The organism is Nocardiopsis sp. MT53, assembly GCF_019598965.1.
GTDB classification, from domain to species: Bacteria; Actinomycetota; Actinomycetes; order Streptosporangiales; family Streptosporangiaceae; genus Nocardiopsis; species Nocardiopsis changdeensis.
In genome coordinates this window covers 5,956,733-5,974,563 of record NZ_CP080599.1, presented here as the reverse complement: position 1 = coordinate 5,974,563, position 17,831 = coordinate 5,956,733, and the positions used below count along the sequence as shown (strand labels likewise).

14 protein-coding genes are annotated in these 17,831 nt (G+C 75.2%); 10 read left to right on the top strand and 4 right to left on the bottom strand.

The window, feature by feature from the left end; translation table 11 throughout:
* Window positions 1-34 precede the first annotated feature (34 nt).
* The 6 genes from K1J57_RS26615 (at window position 35) to K1J57_RS26590 (ending at window position 7,543) form a co-directional block, all read left to right on the top strand.
* Window positions 35-679 carry a VOC family protein gene (locus K1J57_RS26615; RefSeq protein WP_220561457.1) on the top strand — a complete coding sequence of 215 codons (645 nt, stop codon included), beginning with the start codon at window positions 35-37 and terminating at the stop codon, window positions 677-679.
* 89 nt (window positions 680-768) lie between these two features.
* Complete coding sequence (locus K1J57_RS26610) at window positions 769-2,586, top strand: hypothetical protein (RefSeq protein ID WP_220561456.1); 1,818 nt, start codon at window positions 769-771, stop codon at window positions 2,584-2,586.
* Between the two features lie 187 nt (window positions 2,587-2,773).
* Complete coding sequence (locus K1J57_RS26605) at window positions 2,774-4,036, top strand: ABC transporter substrate-binding protein (RefSeq protein ID WP_220561455.1); 1,263 nt, start codon at window positions 2,774-2,776, stop codon at window positions 4,034-4,036.
* Entirely contained in the window at window positions 4,033-5,019 is a 987-nt protein-coding gene (locus K1J57_RS26600; protein WP_220561454.1) for a carbohydrate ABC transporter permease, read from the top strand. The genes K1J57_RS26605 and K1J57_RS26600 overlap by 4 nt, the downstream gene beginning before the upstream one ends.
* Complete coding sequence (locus K1J57_RS26595; RefSeq protein ID WP_255646622.1) at window positions 5,016-5,888, top strand: carbohydrate ABC transporter permease; 873 nt, start codon at window positions 5,016-5,018, stop codon at window positions 5,886-5,888. Before K1J57_RS26600 ends, K1J57_RS26595 begins: the two co-directional genes overlap by 4 nt.
* Before the next feature lie 134 nt (window positions 5,889-6,022).
* Window positions 6,023-7,543: a fatty acyl-CoA synthetase gene (locus tag K1J57_RS26590; protein WP_220561453.1), complete on the top strand. Its 1,521-nt coding sequence runs from the start codon at window positions 6,023-6,025 to the stop codon at window positions 7,541-7,543.
* 24 nt (window positions 7,544-7,567) lie between these two features.
* On the opposite strand, the gene leuE is transcribed toward K1J57_RS26590, so the two are convergent.
* Window positions 7,568-8,227: a leucine efflux protein LeuE gene (gene leuE, locus K1J57_RS26585; RefSeq protein ID WP_220561452.1), complete on the bottom strand. Its 660-nt coding sequence runs from the start codon at window positions 8,225-8,227 to the stop codon at window positions 7,568-7,570.
* A 58-nt stretch (window positions 8,228-8,285) separates the two neighbouring features.
* On the bottom strand, window positions 8,286-10,055 hold the full coding sequence (locus K1J57_RS26580; protein WP_220561451.1) for a type II CAAX prenyl endopeptidase Rce1 family protein: 1,770 nt from the start codon (window positions 10,053-10,055) through the stop codon (window positions 8,286-8,288).
* A gap of 72 nt (window positions 10,056-10,127) precedes the next feature.
* Between K1J57_RS26580 and K1J57_RS26575 the strand changes: the two genes are divergently transcribed.
* Window positions 10,128-10,865 (top strand): TetR/AcrR family transcriptional regulator C-terminal domain-containing protein, encoded by a 738-nt coding sequence (locus K1J57_RS26575; protein ID WP_255646621.1) that lies wholly within the window; start codon window positions 10,128-10,130, stop codon window positions 10,863-10,865.
* Between the two features lie 96 nt (window positions 10,866-10,961).
* Here the strand turns inward: K1J57_RS26575 and K1J57_RS26570 are convergent, their stop codons facing one another.
* Window positions 10,962-12,173: a hypothetical protein gene (locus K1J57_RS26570; protein WP_220561449.1), complete on the bottom strand. Its 1,212-nt coding sequence runs from the start codon at window positions 12,171-12,173 to the stop codon at window positions 10,962-10,964.
* Window positions 12,170-13,615: a hypothetical protein gene (locus K1J57_RS26565; RefSeq protein ID WP_220561448.1), complete on the bottom strand. Its 1,446-nt coding sequence runs from the start codon at window positions 13,613-13,615 to the stop codon at window positions 12,170-12,172. Before K1J57_RS26565 ends, K1J57_RS26570 begins: the two co-directional genes overlap by 4 nt.
* A gap of 217 nt (window positions 13,616-13,832) precedes the next feature.
* On the opposite strand from K1J57_RS26565, the gene K1J57_RS26560 reads away from it, so the two are divergent.
* From K1J57_RS26560 to K1J57_RS26550, 3 genes are all read left to right on the top strand, one after another.
* The gene (locus K1J57_RS26560) at window positions 13,833-14,780 is read left to right on the top strand and encodes a PHB depolymerase family esterase (RefSeq protein ID WP_220561447.1); all 948 of its coding nucleotides are present in this window, start codon (window positions 13,833-13,835) and stop codon (window positions 14,778-14,780) included.
* Between the two features lie 67 nt (window positions 14,781-14,847).
* Window positions 14,848-15,315, top strand: a complete 468-nt coding sequence (locus tag K1J57_RS26555) for a hemerythrin domain-containing protein (RefSeq protein ID WP_220561446.1) — start codon at window positions 14,848-14,850, stop codon at window positions 15,313-15,315.
* 205 nt (window positions 15,316-15,520) lie between these two features.
* Complete coding sequence (locus K1J57_RS26550) at window positions 15,521-17,812, top strand: glycoside hydrolase family 3 N-terminal domain-containing protein (RefSeq protein WP_220561445.1); 2,292 nt, start codon at window positions 15,521-15,523, stop codon at window positions 17,810-17,812.
* Window positions 17,813-17,831 lie beyond the last annotated feature (19 nt).

The following is a 17,831-nucleotide window of genomic DNA, read 5'->3' as shown; positions in this document are numbered from 1 at the left end:
GGGCGGCCGGCCCCGACCGACCGAGGAGCAGTGAATGGGATTCCCGAAGGCGCTCGACCACCTGGTGTACGCGGTGCCCGACCTGGCGGAGGGGGTCGACGCGTTCGAGGAGCTGACCGGGGTGCGGCCGGCCCCGGGCGGGCGGCACCCGGTGGGGAGCGCGAACGCGCTGGTGGCGCTCACCGTGGAGGGCGAGCGGGCGCCGCACTACCTGGAGGTCATCGGGCCCGACCCCGAGCGGGCCGACCCGGGGCCGGTGCGGGTGTTCGGGCTGGCGTCGCTGGAGCGGCCGCACCTGGCCACGTTCGCGGTGGGGGTCGCGGACCTGGCCGCCGCGGTGGCGCGGGCCCGCGCCGCGGGCCACGACCCGGGCGACGCCGAGCCGTGGTCGCGGGCCACCCCGGACGGGCGCGAGCTGCGGTGGTCGCTGGCGAAGAAGGAGAGCGAGCGGTACCCGGAGCCGGTGCCGTTCCTCATCGACTGGGGCGGCACCCCGCAGCCGGGGCTGGGCGACCTGCCCGCGCTGGAGCTGGTGTCGCTGCGCGCCGAGCACCCGGACCCGGGGGCGGCGGGCCGGGCGCTGGCGGCGCTGGGCGTGGACCTGGACCTGGCACAGGGCCCGGAGCCCCTGCTGGAGGCCGTCCTGCGCGGCCCGAAGGGGGAGTTCACCCTCCGGTGAACCGCGACCCGCTGTGAACGCGCACCCACCGGCGGTCTACGCTGTCCTCCCGCGTGCGGAATCGGGACACGAGGGACAGGGGGCCGCCGATGGGCGCTCGGGTGCGGTCGGCGTTCGGATGGGCGGGGATCGGGGTGACGGCGGCCGCGGTGGTGTTCGGGGTGTGGGCGTTCACTCTGCCCCCGGGGGCACCGCCGGAGGGTCCCCACGAGGATGTGCGCAACGGCGTGTTCGCGGTGCCGGTGGCGCTGATCACCGCCACGGTGGTCGCGGTCGCGGCCGGGTACCGGATGAGCCGGCCGGAGGAGCCGCCGCCCCGGAGCCTGGTGCTGTGGTCGGCGGGGGCGGCCGCCCTCGCCGTGCTGTGCTCTGTCCCGGCCTTCCCCGCGGATTCCTTCGCGCCGACCGCGGACCCGACGGTGTTCGGGGAGTCGGAGCGGACGCTCGCCCTGTGGGCGGTGCTGCCGCTGGTCTCCCTGGGAGCGGTGCTGTTCCTGGCCGGATCGGCCAGGTGGCCGGAGAGGGCGCGGCGGTACCGGTACGGGGGCCTGGCGGCCGGCGTGCTGGTGGTGGCGCTGTGCGCCGCGCTGGTGGGGCCCGCGGCCCGGTACCGGCCGCTGGAGCACACCTTCCTCGACGCGGCCCCGGGGGCCGCCCCCGAGGTGCCCACCGACATCACCCGGGCGGGGTGGACCTGGCGGTCCCCCGAGAGCACCGCGGTGCGACGGGTGGAGGCCGGGACGCACGGTCCACTGGTCGTTCTGGACGACGGCCTGGTCGGCCTGGCCGGAGAGACCGGTGAGGTGCTGTGGACCTACCGCAGGCCCTACAGCCCGGTGCTGGAGACCGGGGTACTCCCCGACGGGCCGGAGCGCGCCTACGTGGTTCACGCTCCGCACCCGCAGCAGGAGCCGTCGGCCGGGGAGACGGAGTGGATCCGCACCGTTCTGGACACCGCCACCGGCCGGGTGGTCGAGGAGGGGCCCTTCGAGGAGCGGGAATCGGACGGGCCGGCCTTCTCGGTGGCCCGCTTCCCGCAGCACTCTCCCTCCTATATCTCGGAGTGGAAGGAGGTCCTGACCTTCTACGACCCCTTCGGCGGCGGGGAGTGGCGGCTGCCGGTGGGGTCGTCGGACCCCGACCGCGCCTGTACGGCCGACACAGGCGGGCTCGCGGTCCAGGAGGGGGTCGTCCTGGTCGGTGCGCAGTGCACCGACCGCGACCCCGGCGCCGAACCCCGCTGGGCCGACCTGGAGTACGGGGAGCAGCGCGACGAGATGGAGCGCCTCGGGGAGAGGGCCGTGGTGACGGGGTACGACCTGGCCACCGGTGAGCTGCTGTGGCGGGACGAGCGTCCGGGCGATCCGGACAAGGCGGCCCCGATCCTCGTCCTGGGCGGTCCGGCCCGCCCCGGGACCGATCCGGTGGTCCTGACCTCGGACGTCGCCCTGAACGTGCACACCGGGGAGGAGGTCGGCATCGTCCCCGACCACCTGCTGTTCGCCAATGGGGGCATACCGGACCGGAGCGCTTACCTGCGCCTGGACACGGGGGGCGCGGTGGTGATGGAGGACCCCGGCGGCTCCGAACCCGTGCTGATGCACCGCACGAGCGCAGCCGGGGAAGTGGTCGGCACCACCGAGCTCTCGCAACGGTACGAGGAGGTGGCCCGGGGCCTGCCCCTGGGGGAGGCGATGGTGGGAACGCAGGGCTCGGACACGGTGCTGGTCATCGATCTGGACGGTGCCGCCGGTGGAGAACCGCGGCGCATCGGGATCGACGCCGGCCCCGAGGTCGGGCGGGCCCTGGTCGTCCCGGTGCCCGGCGCGGTCGTCGCCTACTCCCGCCGGGACAGCGGTATAGGGGTCGGCGTGGGGTCCGTGGTCGTCAACGGGCTGGTGCCCTGAGGCGGGTGTGGTCACGCTCCCATATACGGGAACGGCCGTCAGGTCACGCCTCGGCGTCGGATCCCTACAGCCCTTGACCCGTTGTGCGCGGACTGCAAAGGATGGCACGGCAGACGGCTTTTGTGATCCACGACACGATGGGCGGGCGCCTTCGTGAGACGGCCCCGCCGCTCCGGGAGGAGAGATCATGCGTGCACGGCGGTGGTCGGTCGCGGCGGGGGCGCTCGGGTTGGCGCTCGTGGCCTCGGGGTGCGGGGGCGGCGGGGACGGGGGCGGAGACCGGGTCGAGGTGTTCTCCTGGTGGACCGGCGGCGGCGAGGAGGCCGGCCTGAACGCGCTCATCGAGCGCTTCGAGGACGAGAACCCCGACATCGAGTTCGTCAACGCCGCCGTCGCCGGCGGCTCGGGCACCAACGCCCAGGCGGTCCTGGAGGGGCGCCTGCAGAGCCAGGACCCGCCGGACTCCTTCCAGGGGCACGCCGGGGCCGAGCTCCAGGACTACATCGAGGCGGGCTACCTCAGCCCGCTGGACGACTTCTTCGAGGAGCAGGGCCTGCACGACGCCCTGCCCGACCAGCTGGTGGAGCAGATCACCTACGACGGCAGCGTCTACTCCGTTCCCGTGAACATCCACCGCTCCAACGTGATGTGGTACAGCCCCGCGGTGCTGGAGGAGGCCGGGATCGAGGCCCCGCCGCAGACCCCCGAGGAGCTGGTGGAGGCGCTGGAGACCGTCGCCGAGGAGACCGACGCCATCCCCATGGCGGTGGGCGCCCAGTGGACGGTCGACCACCTGCTGGAGTCGGTGCTGCTGGGCTCGCTGGGCACCGACGCCTACAACGCCCTGTGGGAGCCCGGCGCCGACTGGGACACCCCCGAGGTCGCCGCGGCGCTGGCCACGTTCGACCGGATCATGGAGCACACCCAGGAGGAGTCGGCCGCCGAGGACTGGCAGGAGGCCGCGCGCCGGGTCGCCGACGGCGAGGCCGCCTTCAACATCATGGGCGACTGGGCCGCCGGGTACTTCGACGAACTGGGAGCGGTCCCGGGCGAGGACTACGACTGGGCCGCCTCCCCCGGCACCGAGGGCACCTACATGTGGCTCTCCGACAGCTTCACCCTCCCCGTGGGCGCGCCCAACGAGGAGGCGGCGCTGACCTGGCTCGAGCTGGTCGGCAGCCGGGAGGGCCAGGACATCTTCAACCCCCTCAAGGGCTCCATCCCCGCCCGCGAGGACGCCGACCCCGCCAACTACGCCGACAGCCCCTACCTGGAGTCGGCCCTGGCCGAGTGGCAGTCCGGGCCGGAGCTGGCGGGCTCGTTCTGGCACGGGGTCACGGTCGGCAACCGGTGGAAGAACGACGTCGACACCGCCGTCGGCCTCTACCTGGGCGACGGCGACGTCGAGGCGCTCCAGGACGCGCTGGTCACGGCCGCGCGGGCCGAATGAGCACGTCGCCGAACCGGTCCGGGGCCGCCGTCGGCGGCGGCCCCGGCCGCACCTCCGGCGGAGGCCCGCGCCCGGCGCCGCGCCGCGCGCTGCACCGGGCCCGCGCCTGGCTGCCCGGGCTGCTGCTGGTCTCCCCGTCGATCCTGCTCATCGGCGTCTTCGTCTACGGCATGATCGGCTGGAACCTCCGGTTGGCGCTCAGCGACAAGCACGCGCCGATCCAGGAGGGCGAGTTCGTCGGCCTCGTCAACTTCGTCGCGCTGTGGCAGGAGGCCCGCTGGCCGGCCGCGGTGGGCAACGCGGTCGTGTTCACGGTGGTGTTCGTCGGCGGCGCCCTGGTGCTGGGCTGGCTGCTGGGACTGCTGCTGGACAAGGGCATCCGCGGCGAGCCGGTCTTCCGCACCCTGTTCCTGGCGCCGATGGCCGTGTCCTTCATCGCCACCGGTGTGGTGTGGCGGTGGCTGATGAACCCGGCCCCCGCCGAGCGCGCCACCGGCCTGAACGCCCTGTTCGTCCACTTCAACCTGGACTTCCTGGTCAACGACTGGTGGACCGCGCCGGACCTGGGGATGGCGGCGATGGCGCTGCCCGCGATCTGGCAGCTGGCCGGGTACATCATGGCGCTGTTCCTGGCCGGGTTCCGCGGGGTGCCCGAGGAGCTGCGCGAGGCGGCCCGGGTGGACGGCTGCTCGGAGTGGGGCGTGTACCGGCACGTGGTCATGCCGCAGCTGCGGCCGGTCCTGCTCAGCGCGGTGATCATCCTGGGCCACATGTCGCTGAAGGTGTTCGACCTGATCATCGCCATCGCCGGGCAGCAGATCGTCGCGGACGTGCCCGCCGTGTACATGTGGGCGATGGTGTTCGAGGTCCGCGACCCGGCCAAGGGCGCGACCATCGCCTCCTACCTGCTGTTCGCGGTGGCGCTGTTCGTCGTCCCCTACCTGGTGTGGACGGTGCGCAAGGAACGGAGCGAGGGCCGTTGAGTGTTCAGAGCGCGCCCGACCGGGTGACCGCGCCCGGCGGCCGGGCGGCGGGGACCACCCGCCGCGGGCAGGCGGTCAGGTTCGCCGTCCTGTTCGCGCTGGCGGTGCTGTTCCTGCTGCCGATGTACGTGCTGCTGGTGACCGGGTTCAAGCCCTTCGCCGAGGCGACCGCGGCCCGGGCGTGGTCGCCGCCGCAGACCTGGAGCACGGAGGGCTGGGCGGCGGCCTGGGAGGCCCTGTCCTCGGGGCTGCGCAACAGCGTGGCGGTGGCGGTGCCCAGCGCGGCGGTCTCCGCGGTGCTGGGGTCGATGAACGGCTTCGTGATGGCGCGCTGGCGGTTCCCCGGCGCGGACACGGTGTTCACGCTGTTCCTGTTCGGGATGTTCATCCCCTACCAGGCGGTGATGATCCCGCTCCAGCAGATGCTGGTGGGCGCGAACCTGATGGGCGGGGTGTTCCCGCTGATCCTGGCGCACACCGTGTACGGGATCCCCATCTGCACGCTCATCTTCCGCAACTACTACGCGAGCATCCCGCGGACCCTGATCGAGGCGGCGCGCGTGGACGGGGCGGGCATGCTGCGGACCTACGCGTCGGTGGTGCTGCCGGTGTCGGCGCCGGCGTTCGCGGTGACGCTCATCTGGCAGTTCACCTCGGCGTGGAACGACTTCCTGTTCGCGGTCTTCCTCACCGGCCCTAACAGTTGGCCGGTGACGGTGCAGCTGAACAACGTCGCCGGGTCGATGGTGGTGCCCTACAACCAGCAGATGGCCGCGGCGGTGCTGGCGTCGCTGCCCACGCTGGTGGTCTACCTGGTGCTGGGCCGCTACTTCATGCGCGGCCTGATGGCCGGGGCACTCAAGGGCTGACGCCCGGCCGGCGGGGCCCGGGCGCGGAGCCGCCCCGCCGGCCGGGCGGCCCTTGTCCGAGTGGCCCCGGTCACACCAGGATGGGGGTGTCCGCGCCCCGCGGAGGGGCGCACCGGCGAACAGGGAGAGGCGACTTGAGCCCCACCACCTCCAGCACCGTCGACGGCGTCCTGCACCGCAGCGCGGCGCGCACCCCCGACCGCACCGCGCTGGTCTTCGGCGACCGCACCTGGACCTACGCCGGGCTCGACGCGGCCGTCACCCGGGCCGCCGCCCGGCTGCTGGCCCTGGGGGCGGCCAGGGGGGACCGGGTCGCCGCCTACGGCCGCAACTCGGACGCCTACCTCATCGGGTTCCTGGCCTGCGCGCGGGCCGGACTGGTCCACGTCCCCGTCAACCACGCCCTCCAGGGCGAGGAGCTCCTCTACCTGCTGGAGCAGTCCGGCAGCACCATGGTGCTCGCCGACCCCGCGCTGCGCTCGGCGGTCGACGCCGTCCGCGACGGCGCCGGGGTGGAACAGGTCGTGGAGCTGCGCGACACCCCCGGCGGCCTGCTGGCCGCGGCCTCGGAGGGCCCCGTCCCCGACCTGGGGGTGGAGACCGCCGACACCGACCTGGTGCAGCTGCTGTACACCTCCGGGACCACCTCCCGGCCCAAGGGCGCGATGATGACCCACCGGGCGCTCGTGCACGAGTACCTGTCGTGCGTGGTGGGCCTGGACCTGCGCGCCGACGACGAGCCCCTGCACGCCATGCCGCTCTACCACAGCGCCCAGATGCACGTCTTCCTCATGCCGTGGCTGGCGGTGGGCGCGCGCAACACCCTGGTGGAGGCGCCCGACCCCGCCGACCTGCTGCGCCGCATCGAGGCGGGCCGGCACGGGGCGTTCTTCGCCGCGCCCACCCTGTGGGTGGCGCTGGCCAACCACCCCGAGTTCGCCGAACGCGACCTGGGCAGCCTGCGCAAGGCCTACTACGGGGCGTCGATCATGCCCGGGCCGGTCCTGGAGAAGCTCCGCGGCGCCCTGCCCGACCTGGGGTTCTACAACTGCTTCGGGCAGAGCGAGATCGGTCCGCTGGCCACCGTGCTGCGCCCGGAGGAGCACGCCGACCGGCCCGCGTCGGCGGGGCGGGCCGCCCTGTTCGTGGAGCTGCGGGTGGTCGACGACAAGGGCGAGGACGTCCCGCCGGGGGAGCCGGGCGAGGTGGTGTACCGGTCGCCGCAGCTGTGCCAGGGGTACTGGGACAAGCCGGAGGAGACCGAGGAGGCGTTCCGCGGCGGCTGGTTTCACTCCGGCGACCTGGTTCGCGCCGACGCCGAGGGCTACATCGAGGTGGTGGACCGGATCAAGGACGTCATCAACACCGGCGGGGTGCTGGTGGCCTCCCGCGAGGTGGAGGACGCCCTGTACACCCATCCGGCGGTGGCGGAGGCGGCCGTCGTGGGCACGCCGGACGAGAAGTGGATCGAGGCGGTGACGGCGTTCGTGGTGCCCGCCGCCGGGGCGGACACCGAGGGTCTGGAGGAGGCGCTGGCCGAGCACGTGCGCGGACGCCTGGCGGCGTTCAAGGCGCCCAAGGCGGTCCGGCTGGTCGACGACCTGCCGCGCAACGCCTCCGGCAAGATCCTCAAGCGCGAGCTGCGCGGTACCTGAGCCGGCCCGCACCGGCGACGGGCGTCAGGCGGAGCTCAGGGACAGCTTCACGGCGAAGCCCAGGAACAGGGCGCCCGCCAGGGACGCGGCCCCGGCCGAGAGCCTGCGCCGCCGCCGGAAGGCGGCGGCCAGGCGGGTGCCGCTGAAGATCAGCGCCGACAGGTACAGGAAGCTGACCAGCTGCAACAGCAGGCCCAGGACCAGGAAGGACACCGCGGGGTAGGGGTAGGCGGGGTCGACGAACTGGACGAAGAAGGAGATCAGGAAGACGATCACCTTCGGGTTGAACAGCGACACCACCAGGGCCCGCCGGTAGGGGCGCTCGGCGGCCTCGGCCCCGGAGGCGTCGGCGGCCTGCTGCTCCAGGCTGCGCCGGTGCCGGGTGGTCCACATGGCGTAGGCGGAGCGCAGCATGCCGAAGGCCATCCAGACCAGGTAGGCGGCGCCCGCGAACTTCACGACCGCGAACACGACCGGGTTCGTCTTCAGGAGGGTGGCGGCCCCGGCCGCGGCGAGCAGCATGAGCACGGCGTCGCCGGTGAAGACCCCGGCGGCGGCCGTGTACCCGGCACGGGTCCCGCCGCGCGCGGCGACGGAGAGCACGTACAGCGAGTTGGGGCCGGGCAGGAGCACGATGAGGACGAGGCCTGCCAGGTAGGTGGGCAGGTCGGTGATGCCGAGCATGGTGGAAGTCTGTCATCCCACCTTTCCCGGCGGGAGCCCGGGCACCCCGTGACACCCCTCACCCGTGCCGCGGGCCGGTGCCGGGACCGGGTTCCGGGGCGGCGGCGAAGCGGCGGGCCAGGAGGTGGAACGCCTCCTTGGGCTCCCAGTGCCCGTCGTCGGGGGACAGGCCCGACTCCAGGGAGGGCGGGCGCACGATCCCGAAGGACGCCTTGTCCTGGTCGCGCTCGGGGTCCTCGGAGTACCGGCAGTCGCCCTCGATGAACATGCACACGAACGCCCCGTGCACCTCCTCGGTCTCGAACACGTCCAGCAGCTCGTCCAGGGTGTCGGCCTGCACCTTCTCGCTGCGCCGGTACCCCGGCCGCACCCTGCGGTCGCCCGGGTCGCTCCAGTCGAGGATGTCGGAGCCCGACCCGCCCGCCTCGCGGGCGCCCTCGTAGGCGCAGCAGCCGAACTCGGTGACCAGCACCGGCCTGCCCCAGCCGCGCAGCGCCCGCAGCCCGTCCCGGTAGGCGCGCAGGCCCCTGCCGTCGAGGTAGTGGTCCACGCCGACGAGGTCGAACGGGGACCAGTCCACGTTCTCCCAGCCGCCCGACCCGTAGGTGAGGGGGCCCGCGAACCCGGCCCGGGCGGTGCGGGCGAGCCGCCGCAGCAGCCGGTCCAGCCTCCGGTCGAACAGCGGCGACAGTGGGAAGAGCCAGGCGAGCCGGGCGGTGCGCACCGCGAACGTGTCCCCGGGGACGATGCCCTGGGCGAAGACCGACAGCTCGCAGCCGACGTTGAGCCCCACCCGGTCCGGGTGGTCGGCGCGCAGCCGCTCGCAGAAGGCGGCGGCGCGGCCGAGCCGCTCCGTGATCTCGTCCTGTGTCCCGTCCACCAGGCGCGGCTGCACCCACACGAACAGCCCGTGGTCCAGGGCCGACCGGGCCGCCTCCTCCAGCCGGCCCAGGTCGTGCCCGAACACGGTGACGGCGTTGCAGCGCAGGTCCTGGGCGATGACCCGCATCTCCCCGGCCACCACGTCGGGCCGCCACCGCTCCCGCGAGTGCTGCCCCGGCAGGTAGGAGGAGCCGACGTCGTACAGCACGCCCCTCTGGGCCAGGGCGCGGCGCGGGGGCGGGTCCCCGGCCGCCGCGGAACGGGCCGGGGCCGCCGGGCGGACGGCCGCCAGGGCGGCCAGGCCCGCGGCGGCCGACAGCGCCGCCGCCCAGCCGGGGGACAGCCCGGCGGCCCAGATCCCGGCCAGGAGCAGGCCGGCGCGCACCCCCAGGGCGGTCCACAGTCGGCCCGAGCGCAGCCGCAGATACCCCAGCAGGAACCCGAAGGCGAAACCCGTGGCGAGCGCGCCCGGGTCCCCCTGCACCAGTGCGGCGGCCGGAGCGAATAAGGCGGCCTGCGCCGCCACCGCGCCGAGTCCCCGCCGGCGGGTGCCCAGGGCGTACTGGACGTAGCCCCGGAACACCGCCTCCTCGGGCAGCACCACCGCGACCAGCGCCAGCGCGGCCGCGCCCCAGGCCGCCGCGGGCGGTGCGGCCGGGGTCCAGGCGCCCAGGGCCAGCGCCGCGCCCAGGACCGGGACCGCCCCGGCCAGCGCCGCGGCCAGCCCGGTCCCCGCGGCCGCCAGCGCGGACCGGGTTCCGCCGGTCAGGCCCAGGGCCGGGAGCGGCGTCCCGGTGGCGCGCAGCAGCACCCACAGCAGCAGCGCAGCGCCGGGCGGGACCGCCGGCGGGGGCGCGAAGGCGGCGAGGAGGGCGAACCCGGCGGCCGCGGCCACCGCCCCGGCCCGCGCCCGGCCGGGGGAAGGGGGTGGTGGCGGGGTGGTCATGGGGCCTCCCGGCTATACTCCGTACAACGTTCGGAGTTTCAATGTACGTCGAGGGGACGGGAGGCGCCAGTGGTGACCGAGGACGACCCGCGGCCGATCCTCGACCTGCTGTGGAACGGCATCGACCCGCCCCGGCGCGGGCCCCGGCACCGGCTCACCGTCCGGGGCGTGGTCGACGCCGCCACCGCGGTTGCGGAGGTGGAGGGCCTGGCCGCCCTGTCCATGCGCCGCGTCGCCGCCGCCCTGGGCGTGGGCGCGGCCACCCTGTACACCTACATCCCGGACAAGGCGGCCCTGCTGGCCCTGATGGTGGACACGGTGATCGCGGAGGCGCCGCTGCCCCACACCCTGCCCGGGACCTGGCGGGACAAGGTGGCGGCCTGGGCCCGCGCCGACCTGGAGGGCTACCGCGCCCACCCCTGGCTGGTGGACCTCATGGGCGCGGAGCGCCCCGTCGGCCCGGGCGCGCTGGCCTGGACCGACTCGGCGCTGCGGGTGTTCGGGGGCACCGGCCTGGCCGACCGCGAGGCCCTCGCGGTGATCGGGGCCGTGGACGGCTACGTGCGCGGCCACGCCGCCCGGGCGGTGGACGCCGACCGTACCGCCCGCCGGGTCGCCCCGGACGGCCGCGCCTGGTCGGACGCCCAGCTGGAGTACCTGGCCGACCGCGTGCCCTCCGGCCGGTTCCCCGCGGTCGAGCGCCTCACCGAACCGGGGCCGGGGACGGAGGAGGTCTTCGAGGAGGGCCTGTCCTGGCTGCTCGACGGCGTCGAACGCCGCATCGCCGACGGCCGGTCCGCCGACCGCTGAGCGGCCGTGCCCGCCGCCCGGCCCGCCTGTTGCCGTCGCACGTCGGCCTGTCCGCCGCCGCACGTCGCCCGTGGGTGGCTCGGCCGGGCGCCCGTGTCAGCGGCGCCGGGCGGCGCGGCGGCGCTCGGCCCGGTGGGCCTGGAGCAGTCCCGGGGCCAGCAGGTGGCCCAGCCCCGCCCGGTCCAGCCGGTCGACGAGCGCCGGCTCCGTGATCCCGAGGTCGGCCGCGGCCTGCTCCAGCCGCCACTGCGCCGCGCCCAGCGCGTACAGCAGGCGGGCCTGCCGCGCCTGGGCGGCCGACAGCCGAAGCGTCTTGAGGTAGGCGGCCCGGCCGCGCCCGTCCTCGATCACCTCGCCGACGTGCAGGTCGTCCCCGCGGGTCGGCTCCGGGGCCAGCCACCCCGTGCGGAACCGGTACCGGCGGCCCCCGCCGTCCGGGTCGGAGTACTCCCACCCGCCGAAGTCCGTGCCGCGCCCGCTCCGGTACAGCCCGGCGGTCAGCGAGGACAGCATGAGGGTGTCGTGGCCCTCCCGCGTCCGGTCGCGGCTGCGCGCGACCTCCCGGCGCAGGTCCGCCAGGGAGCGCACCCGCGTCTCCCGCAGCGGCGTGTACAGCGGGGGGACCGTCGCCCGCAGCAGCCCGTAGGTGTACAGGGTCTCGCCGAACAGGTCCAGCAGCATGCTCATGTGCAGCGCCCGGTAGTCGTCCGGGTGGGGGTACAGGTGCACCGACGCCAGGGCGTCGGCCACGTACACCGCCACGCCGCACTGGTCCGGGTGGATCTCGAACACCCGCAGCGCCTCGGCCAGGCCGCCGATCGCCCTGCCGGGGAGGGCGTCGGGGACGGGGGAGGGGACGCCCCGGTGGACCAGGTTCCGCGACCACTCCGCCCAGGCGATCTCGGGGCCGCCGGAGAACAGCGTCAGCAGCCCGTCCACGGCCTGGCGCATCGGCAGGAACCGGCTCCGCCCCCGCTCGGCCCTCCGCGCCCCGTGGGCGCGCGGGTGCGGGTACACGCGCCGGGGCGGTGACGGGCTTTTGGGCGGGACGATGCGGGTCCCGTAGGAGGCACTGGGCGCGTCGTCGCCCTCCCAGGTCAGCAGGTAGGCGTGCGGGACGTAGCAGCACGCGCCCCCGTACCCCCGGGCCGCGGACGGGTCGTCGCGCAGGTCGTCGTCGGCCAGCGGGTGCAGCCGCAGCCCCGGCACCGGCGCGTCGCGCAGCAGCGGCACCAGGCGGATGCCGCCCCACTGCTGGGCGGTGCCGGTGGCGACCCCGGCCAGGTCCAGGCTCTGCGCCTCGGTCACGGGGCCTCCTCGGGGCGGTCGGCGGCCAGCAGGGTGTCGGCGGTGGCGAGCAGGTGCGCGCGCAGGTCGGCCAGTCCCAGCCGCTCCTCCCCGAACCGGGCGAGCTCCACCAGGGAGGGCAGCACCGCCGGGTCGTGCAGCCCGATGGTGGGCACCGCCGGGGACAGCCGGTGCGGCGCCAGGGAGTCGGTGTCCAGCACCGGGGCCAGGTGCACCATCGTCACCGACCGCTCGGGATCGACGCGCCGCCGCCACAGCAGCAGGGCGTCGGACAGCAGCGGCGGGGTGTCGTCGTAGCCGTCGGACACCACGACGACCCGGGAGGGCCCGGTGTCCAGGGCGTCCAGGATCGTCTCGGTGAGCCGGGTGGGGCCCGCGGGGCGGGCGGTGAGCGGGTCGGCGCGCCCCGACAGCCAGTGCGAGGACCCGTCCGGGGACAGCGCCCGCAGCAGGTGGTGGCAGGCCAGGGCCAGCGCCAGCGGGCGGTTGCGCCGCACCGGCGAACCGATGGAGGAGTAGCTGTCGTCCAGGACGGCGGCGGTGCGCGGCCAGGTCCCGGCCAGCGGGCCGGCGGTGCGCAGCGCGGCCCGCTCCAGCGCGGCCTCCAGTTCGGCGCGCCGCTCGCGGCGTTCGGCCACGGGCAGCCCGAGCACGTACACGCACAGCCGCAGCAGCGGGGCCGAGCCGAGGTCGGTCAGCGGGGCGTCCAGGCCCAGCCGCCGTGCGCCGCGGTCCAGGCGCAGCCGCTCGGCGGCGGTGGTGCGCTCGGCGATGCCCTCCAGGAACACGGCCCGGGGCACCCGGTGGTGGGTGGCGAACCCCTCGGCGACGGTGAAGGGCAGGCCGTACAGCTCCCGGGCCGCGTAGTGGGCGCGGCGGTGGGACTCCAGTAGAGGGGTGGTGTAGGGGCGGGCGCGGCGGGCGGCGGGGCCGGAGAACAGGAACCGGGCCACCTCGGCCGGCAGCGGCACCCGGGCGTGCCGGGCGGCGGCGCGCAGACCGGCACGGTACTTCAGGGCGTCCAGCGCCAGGGGGCGGCGGGCCAGCCAGGCGCGCATGACCGCGCGGGTGCGGCGGTTGTTGACGCGCTCGGCGGCCAGGCGCCGGAACAGGCGGTACACGCGCTGCGGGGGCATGAGCGCCAGCCTGCGGCCGATCAGCCCGTTCTCGCGGACGCGCGTCGCCGGGTCGGCCGACGGACGCGGACGGGAGAGCAGGGTGTGCACGATCCGCGCGGCGTTGTGGTCGTTGACGTGCAGGGCGAGCATCAGGCCGTACAGGTCGGGCAGGGTGCCGTGCACGTACTCGTGCAGGAAGTCCAGGGCGGGGCGCTGGTCGTCGGCGCCGGTGTGGAACTCGCGCTGACCCGTGGAGGAGACCGCCGCGGCCGCGAAGAGCAGCAGGTCCTCGCAGGCCAGCAGGTCGGTGTAGGTGTCGGTCATGTTCGGGGCCGCCTCCGGCCGGCGCGCTGCGGGCCGGGGAGTGCTGGCGCGACCGGCGTGAATGGTGCGTACAAGGCAGTTCTCGGAAGTCGCGGCCCAAGTCCCACGGCCCGCGGGTCGAACGTAGCAAAACAGCCGCGCGCAGCAGAACCGATTTATAACCGGGAAGTCGATAACGTCTTCGTTGTCCGAATGCCGTCGCCGGAAGGAGCACCGCGTGCCCCTGCGCATGCTCGTCCGCTCGGTGCTGGTGCTCGCCCTGGCGGCCCTGGCGGTGGCCGCCCCCGGCGCGGCGGTCCCGCACGACCCGGACCCGGGGTACCGCTCCACGGGCTGCGGGCTGCCCGCGCCCCAGGAACCGGGGGAGGCGGTGCGGTACTCCCTGGTCAGCGACGGTGTGGAGCGCGAGTACCTGGTCCACCTGCCCCGGGGGTACACGCCCGGCCGCGCCTGGCCGGTGCTGCTGGCCTACCACGGGCGCGGAGGCAGCGCCGAGGGCATGGCCGGGTACTCGGGGCTGACCGGGCTGCCCGCGGTGGTGGTGCTGCCCGACGCGCTGACCGGCGAGGACGACCGGTCGGCCTGGCAGGGCGCCCCCTACTCCCCGCCCGGGGCCGACGACGTCGCCTTCACCCACGCGCTCCTGGACACGGTGGAGTCGCGGACCTGCGTGGACCGCACCCGGGTCTACGCCGCGGGCATGTCCAACGGGGGCGGCTTCACCGCCGTGCTGGCCTGCGCGGCGCCGCGGCGGATCGCGGCGATCGCGCCGGTGGCGGCGGCCTTCTACCCGCACGGCCTGGAGTGCGACACCTCCCGGGCGGTGCCGGTGGTCTCCTTCCACGGCACCGCGGACGAGACCATCCCCTACACCGGGGACCCCGGGCGCGGGCTGCCCGACGTCGCCCGGTGGAACGCCGACCGGGCCGCGGCCAACGGCTGCCTCCGGGGGCCGCGGACGGAGCGGCTGGGACCCGACGTGACCGCCCTGGAGTGGACGGGCTGCGCCGGCGGCGCCGACGTCCGGCACCTGGTGGTGGCCCGGGGCGGGCACACCTGGCCGGGGGCGGTCTCCGCCAGTGGTCCGGGCCGCACCACCGACACCGTCCCGGCGTACCGGGAGCTGTGGCTGTTCGCGGCCCGCCACCGCCTGCCCGCCGCCTGACCCCGCAGCCGGGCGGCTGCTAGCCTTCCGGAGGTTCTTCACGGGGACCGAGGCGACGAGGGGGACGATGGGCGGGGAACGCGCCGCGGCGTGGCGGCGGGAGCTGGAGGCGGTCCACCGCAGGCTGCGCGACGCGATCGGCGTCGCACGGGCCGCCGTCGACCGCGGCGAGGACACCGGGAGCGCGGCACAGGACCTGCTGCTCTACTGCCACGGGTTCTGCCGAGCCCTCACCGGCCACCACCGCAGCGAGGACGCCACCCTCTTCCCCCTGCTGGTCGCCGCCGACCCGGGGCTGGCCCCGGTCGTCGCGCAGCTCAAGCAGGACCACTCCATGCTCGACCACCTCATCGGCGCCCTGGAGAAGGCCCTGGAGCGGGGCGGGGACGCCGAGGAACTGCACCGCCACCTCGACGGCATCGAGGCGGTCATGGAGACCCACTTCGGGTACGAGGAGCGCAGGATCGGCGCCGCCCTGGACGCCCTGGACGCCGGGGACCTGGACCGCACCGACCTGTTCGGCCCCATCGCCTGAGCCCCGGCCCCTCTCGGAGCGCGCGGGGCGGGCCCGCGGGGAGCGGGCACCCGTCCGCAGGGGCGGGCCGTGCGGCCGGTGAGGGGATGGCGCCTCCCCGCCCCCTCGTCCCATGGTCCGATGTCGTAGCGTAGACGCCGTGGGATCGCTCCCATGGCTTTCCGTGACCGATCGCTACAATCCGCCACCGCAGGAGGAACCCCTGGTGAACGCCCCGCACCCCTACCTCGACCCCGCGCTGAGCGTCGCCGACCGGGTCGCCGACCTGGTCGCGCGGATGACCCTGCCGGAGAAGGTCGGCCAGATGCTCCAGCTGGACGCCCGGGGCGGGGTGCGCCCCCTGGTCGAGGACATGCACGCCGGCTCCCTGCTGCACACCTCCCCGGAGCTCGTCCTGGAGGCCGCCGCCCTCACCGAGCGGACCCGGCTGCGCATCCCCCTGCTCATCGCAGAGGACTGCATCCACGGCCACTCCTTCTGGGAGGGCGCCACCGTCTTCCCCACCCAGCTCGGCATGGCCGCCACCTGGGACCCCGGGCTCATCGAGCGCGCCGCCCGCGTTACCGCCGTCGAGGTCGCCGCCACCGGCATCCACTGGACCTTCTCCCCGGTCCTGTGCATCACCCGCGACCTGCGCTGGGGCCGGGTCGGCGAGACCTTCGGCGAGGACCCCCACCTGATCGGCGAGTTCGCCTCGGCCATGGTCCGCGGCTACCAGGGCGACGGCCTCGACGACCCCACCGCGATCCTGGCCTGCGCCAAGCACTTCGCCGGGTACTCCGAGACCCAGGGCGGCCGCGACGCCACCGAGGCCGACATCTCCCGGCGCAAGCTGCGCTCCTGGTTCCTGCCCCCGTTCGAGCGGGTCGCCCGCGAGGGCTGCCGCACCTTCATGCTCGGCTACCAGTCCATGGACGGGGTGCCGGTCACGGTCAACTCCTGGCTGCTCGACGAGGTGCTGCGCGGCGAGTGGGGCTACACCGGCACCCTCGTCACCGACTGGGACAACGTCGGCCGCATGGTGTGGGAGCAGAAGATCCAGCCCGACCACACCCACGCCGCGGCCGCCGCCGTCAGGGCCGGGAACGACATGGTCATGACCACCCCGGGCTTCTTCGAGGGAGCCCAGGACGCCGTCGCCCGGGGCATGCTCGCCGAGGAGGAGATCGACGCCGCCGTCGCGCGCATCCTCGCGCTCAAGTTCGAGCTGGGCCTGTTCGAGAACCCCCGCCACCCCGATCCCGCCCGCCAGCGCGTTGTCATCGGCCGCCGGGAGCACACCTACCTCAACCTGGAGGTCGCCCGCCGCTCCCTGGTCCTGCTCGCCAACGACGGCACCCTGCCGCTCACCGACGAGCGCGCCCCCGGCCCCGGCGGCCGCGCCGTGGCCCGCACCGGCGAGGCCGCCCGCACCATCGCCGTCGTCGGCCCCAACGCCGACGACCCCCACACCCAGCTCGGCGACTGGGCGGGCGCCTCCGGCCAGGTCGACTGGCTGCCCGAGGGCCACCCCCGGGAACTGACCCGCACCGTCCTGGACGGCCTGCGCGACCACGCGCCCGAGGGCTGGAAGGTCGTGCACGCCCGCGGGGCCGACATCTGCAGCCTGGGACCGGACCCCGCCGGGGCCGCCTTCCCCGACGGCCAGCCCCGGCCGCCCGTGGTCCACCCCGCCGAGCCGGACGAGGCGATGATCGCCGAGGCGGTCGCCGCCGCCGAGGCCGCCGACCACGTCGTGGCGGTCGTGGGCGACCGCATCGAGCTGGTCGGGGAGGGGCGCTCCACCGCCACCCTGGAGCTGGTCGGCGCCCAGACCGCCCTGCTGGACGCGCTCGCCGCCACCGGCACCCCGATGACGGTCGTGGTCGTCTCCTCCAAGCCGCTGGTGCTGCCGGAGTCGGCCCTGAACGCCGCCGCCCTGGTGCACGCGGCCAACCCCGGAATGCAGGGCGGCCGGGCGGTCGCCGAACTGCTGCTCGGGCTGATCGAGCCGTCCGGCCGGCTGCCCGTCTCCTACGCCCGCCACGCCGGGCAGCAGCCGACCTTCTACAACCAGGTGCGCGGCCAGCACGGGGACCGGTACGCCGACCTCACCCAACGGCCCGCGTTCGCGTTCGGCGAGGGGCTGTCCTACACCCGGGTGGAGTACTCCGACCTGGTGGTCGCCGAGGCCGACCTGGGCCCGGGCGACACCGTGCGCGCCGAGGTCACCGTCGCCAACACCGGCGGCCGGCCGGTGCTGGAGACCGTGCAGGTGTACGTCTCCGACACCGTCACCTCGGTCACCTGGGCCGACCGGGAGCTCAAGGCCTTCCGGCAGGTGGAGCTGGCCCCGGGGGAGGTCCGGCGGGTGGTGCTGGAGGTGCCGGTGGCCGACTGCACCCTGGTGGACGCCGCCGGGGTGCGGCGGGTGGAGCCGGGCGGCTTCGAGCTGCGGGTCGGCCCGTCCTCCCGCGAGGAGGACCTGCTGCGGGCCCCCTTCACCGTCCGCGCCTGACGGCGGGGCGGGTGCCGGG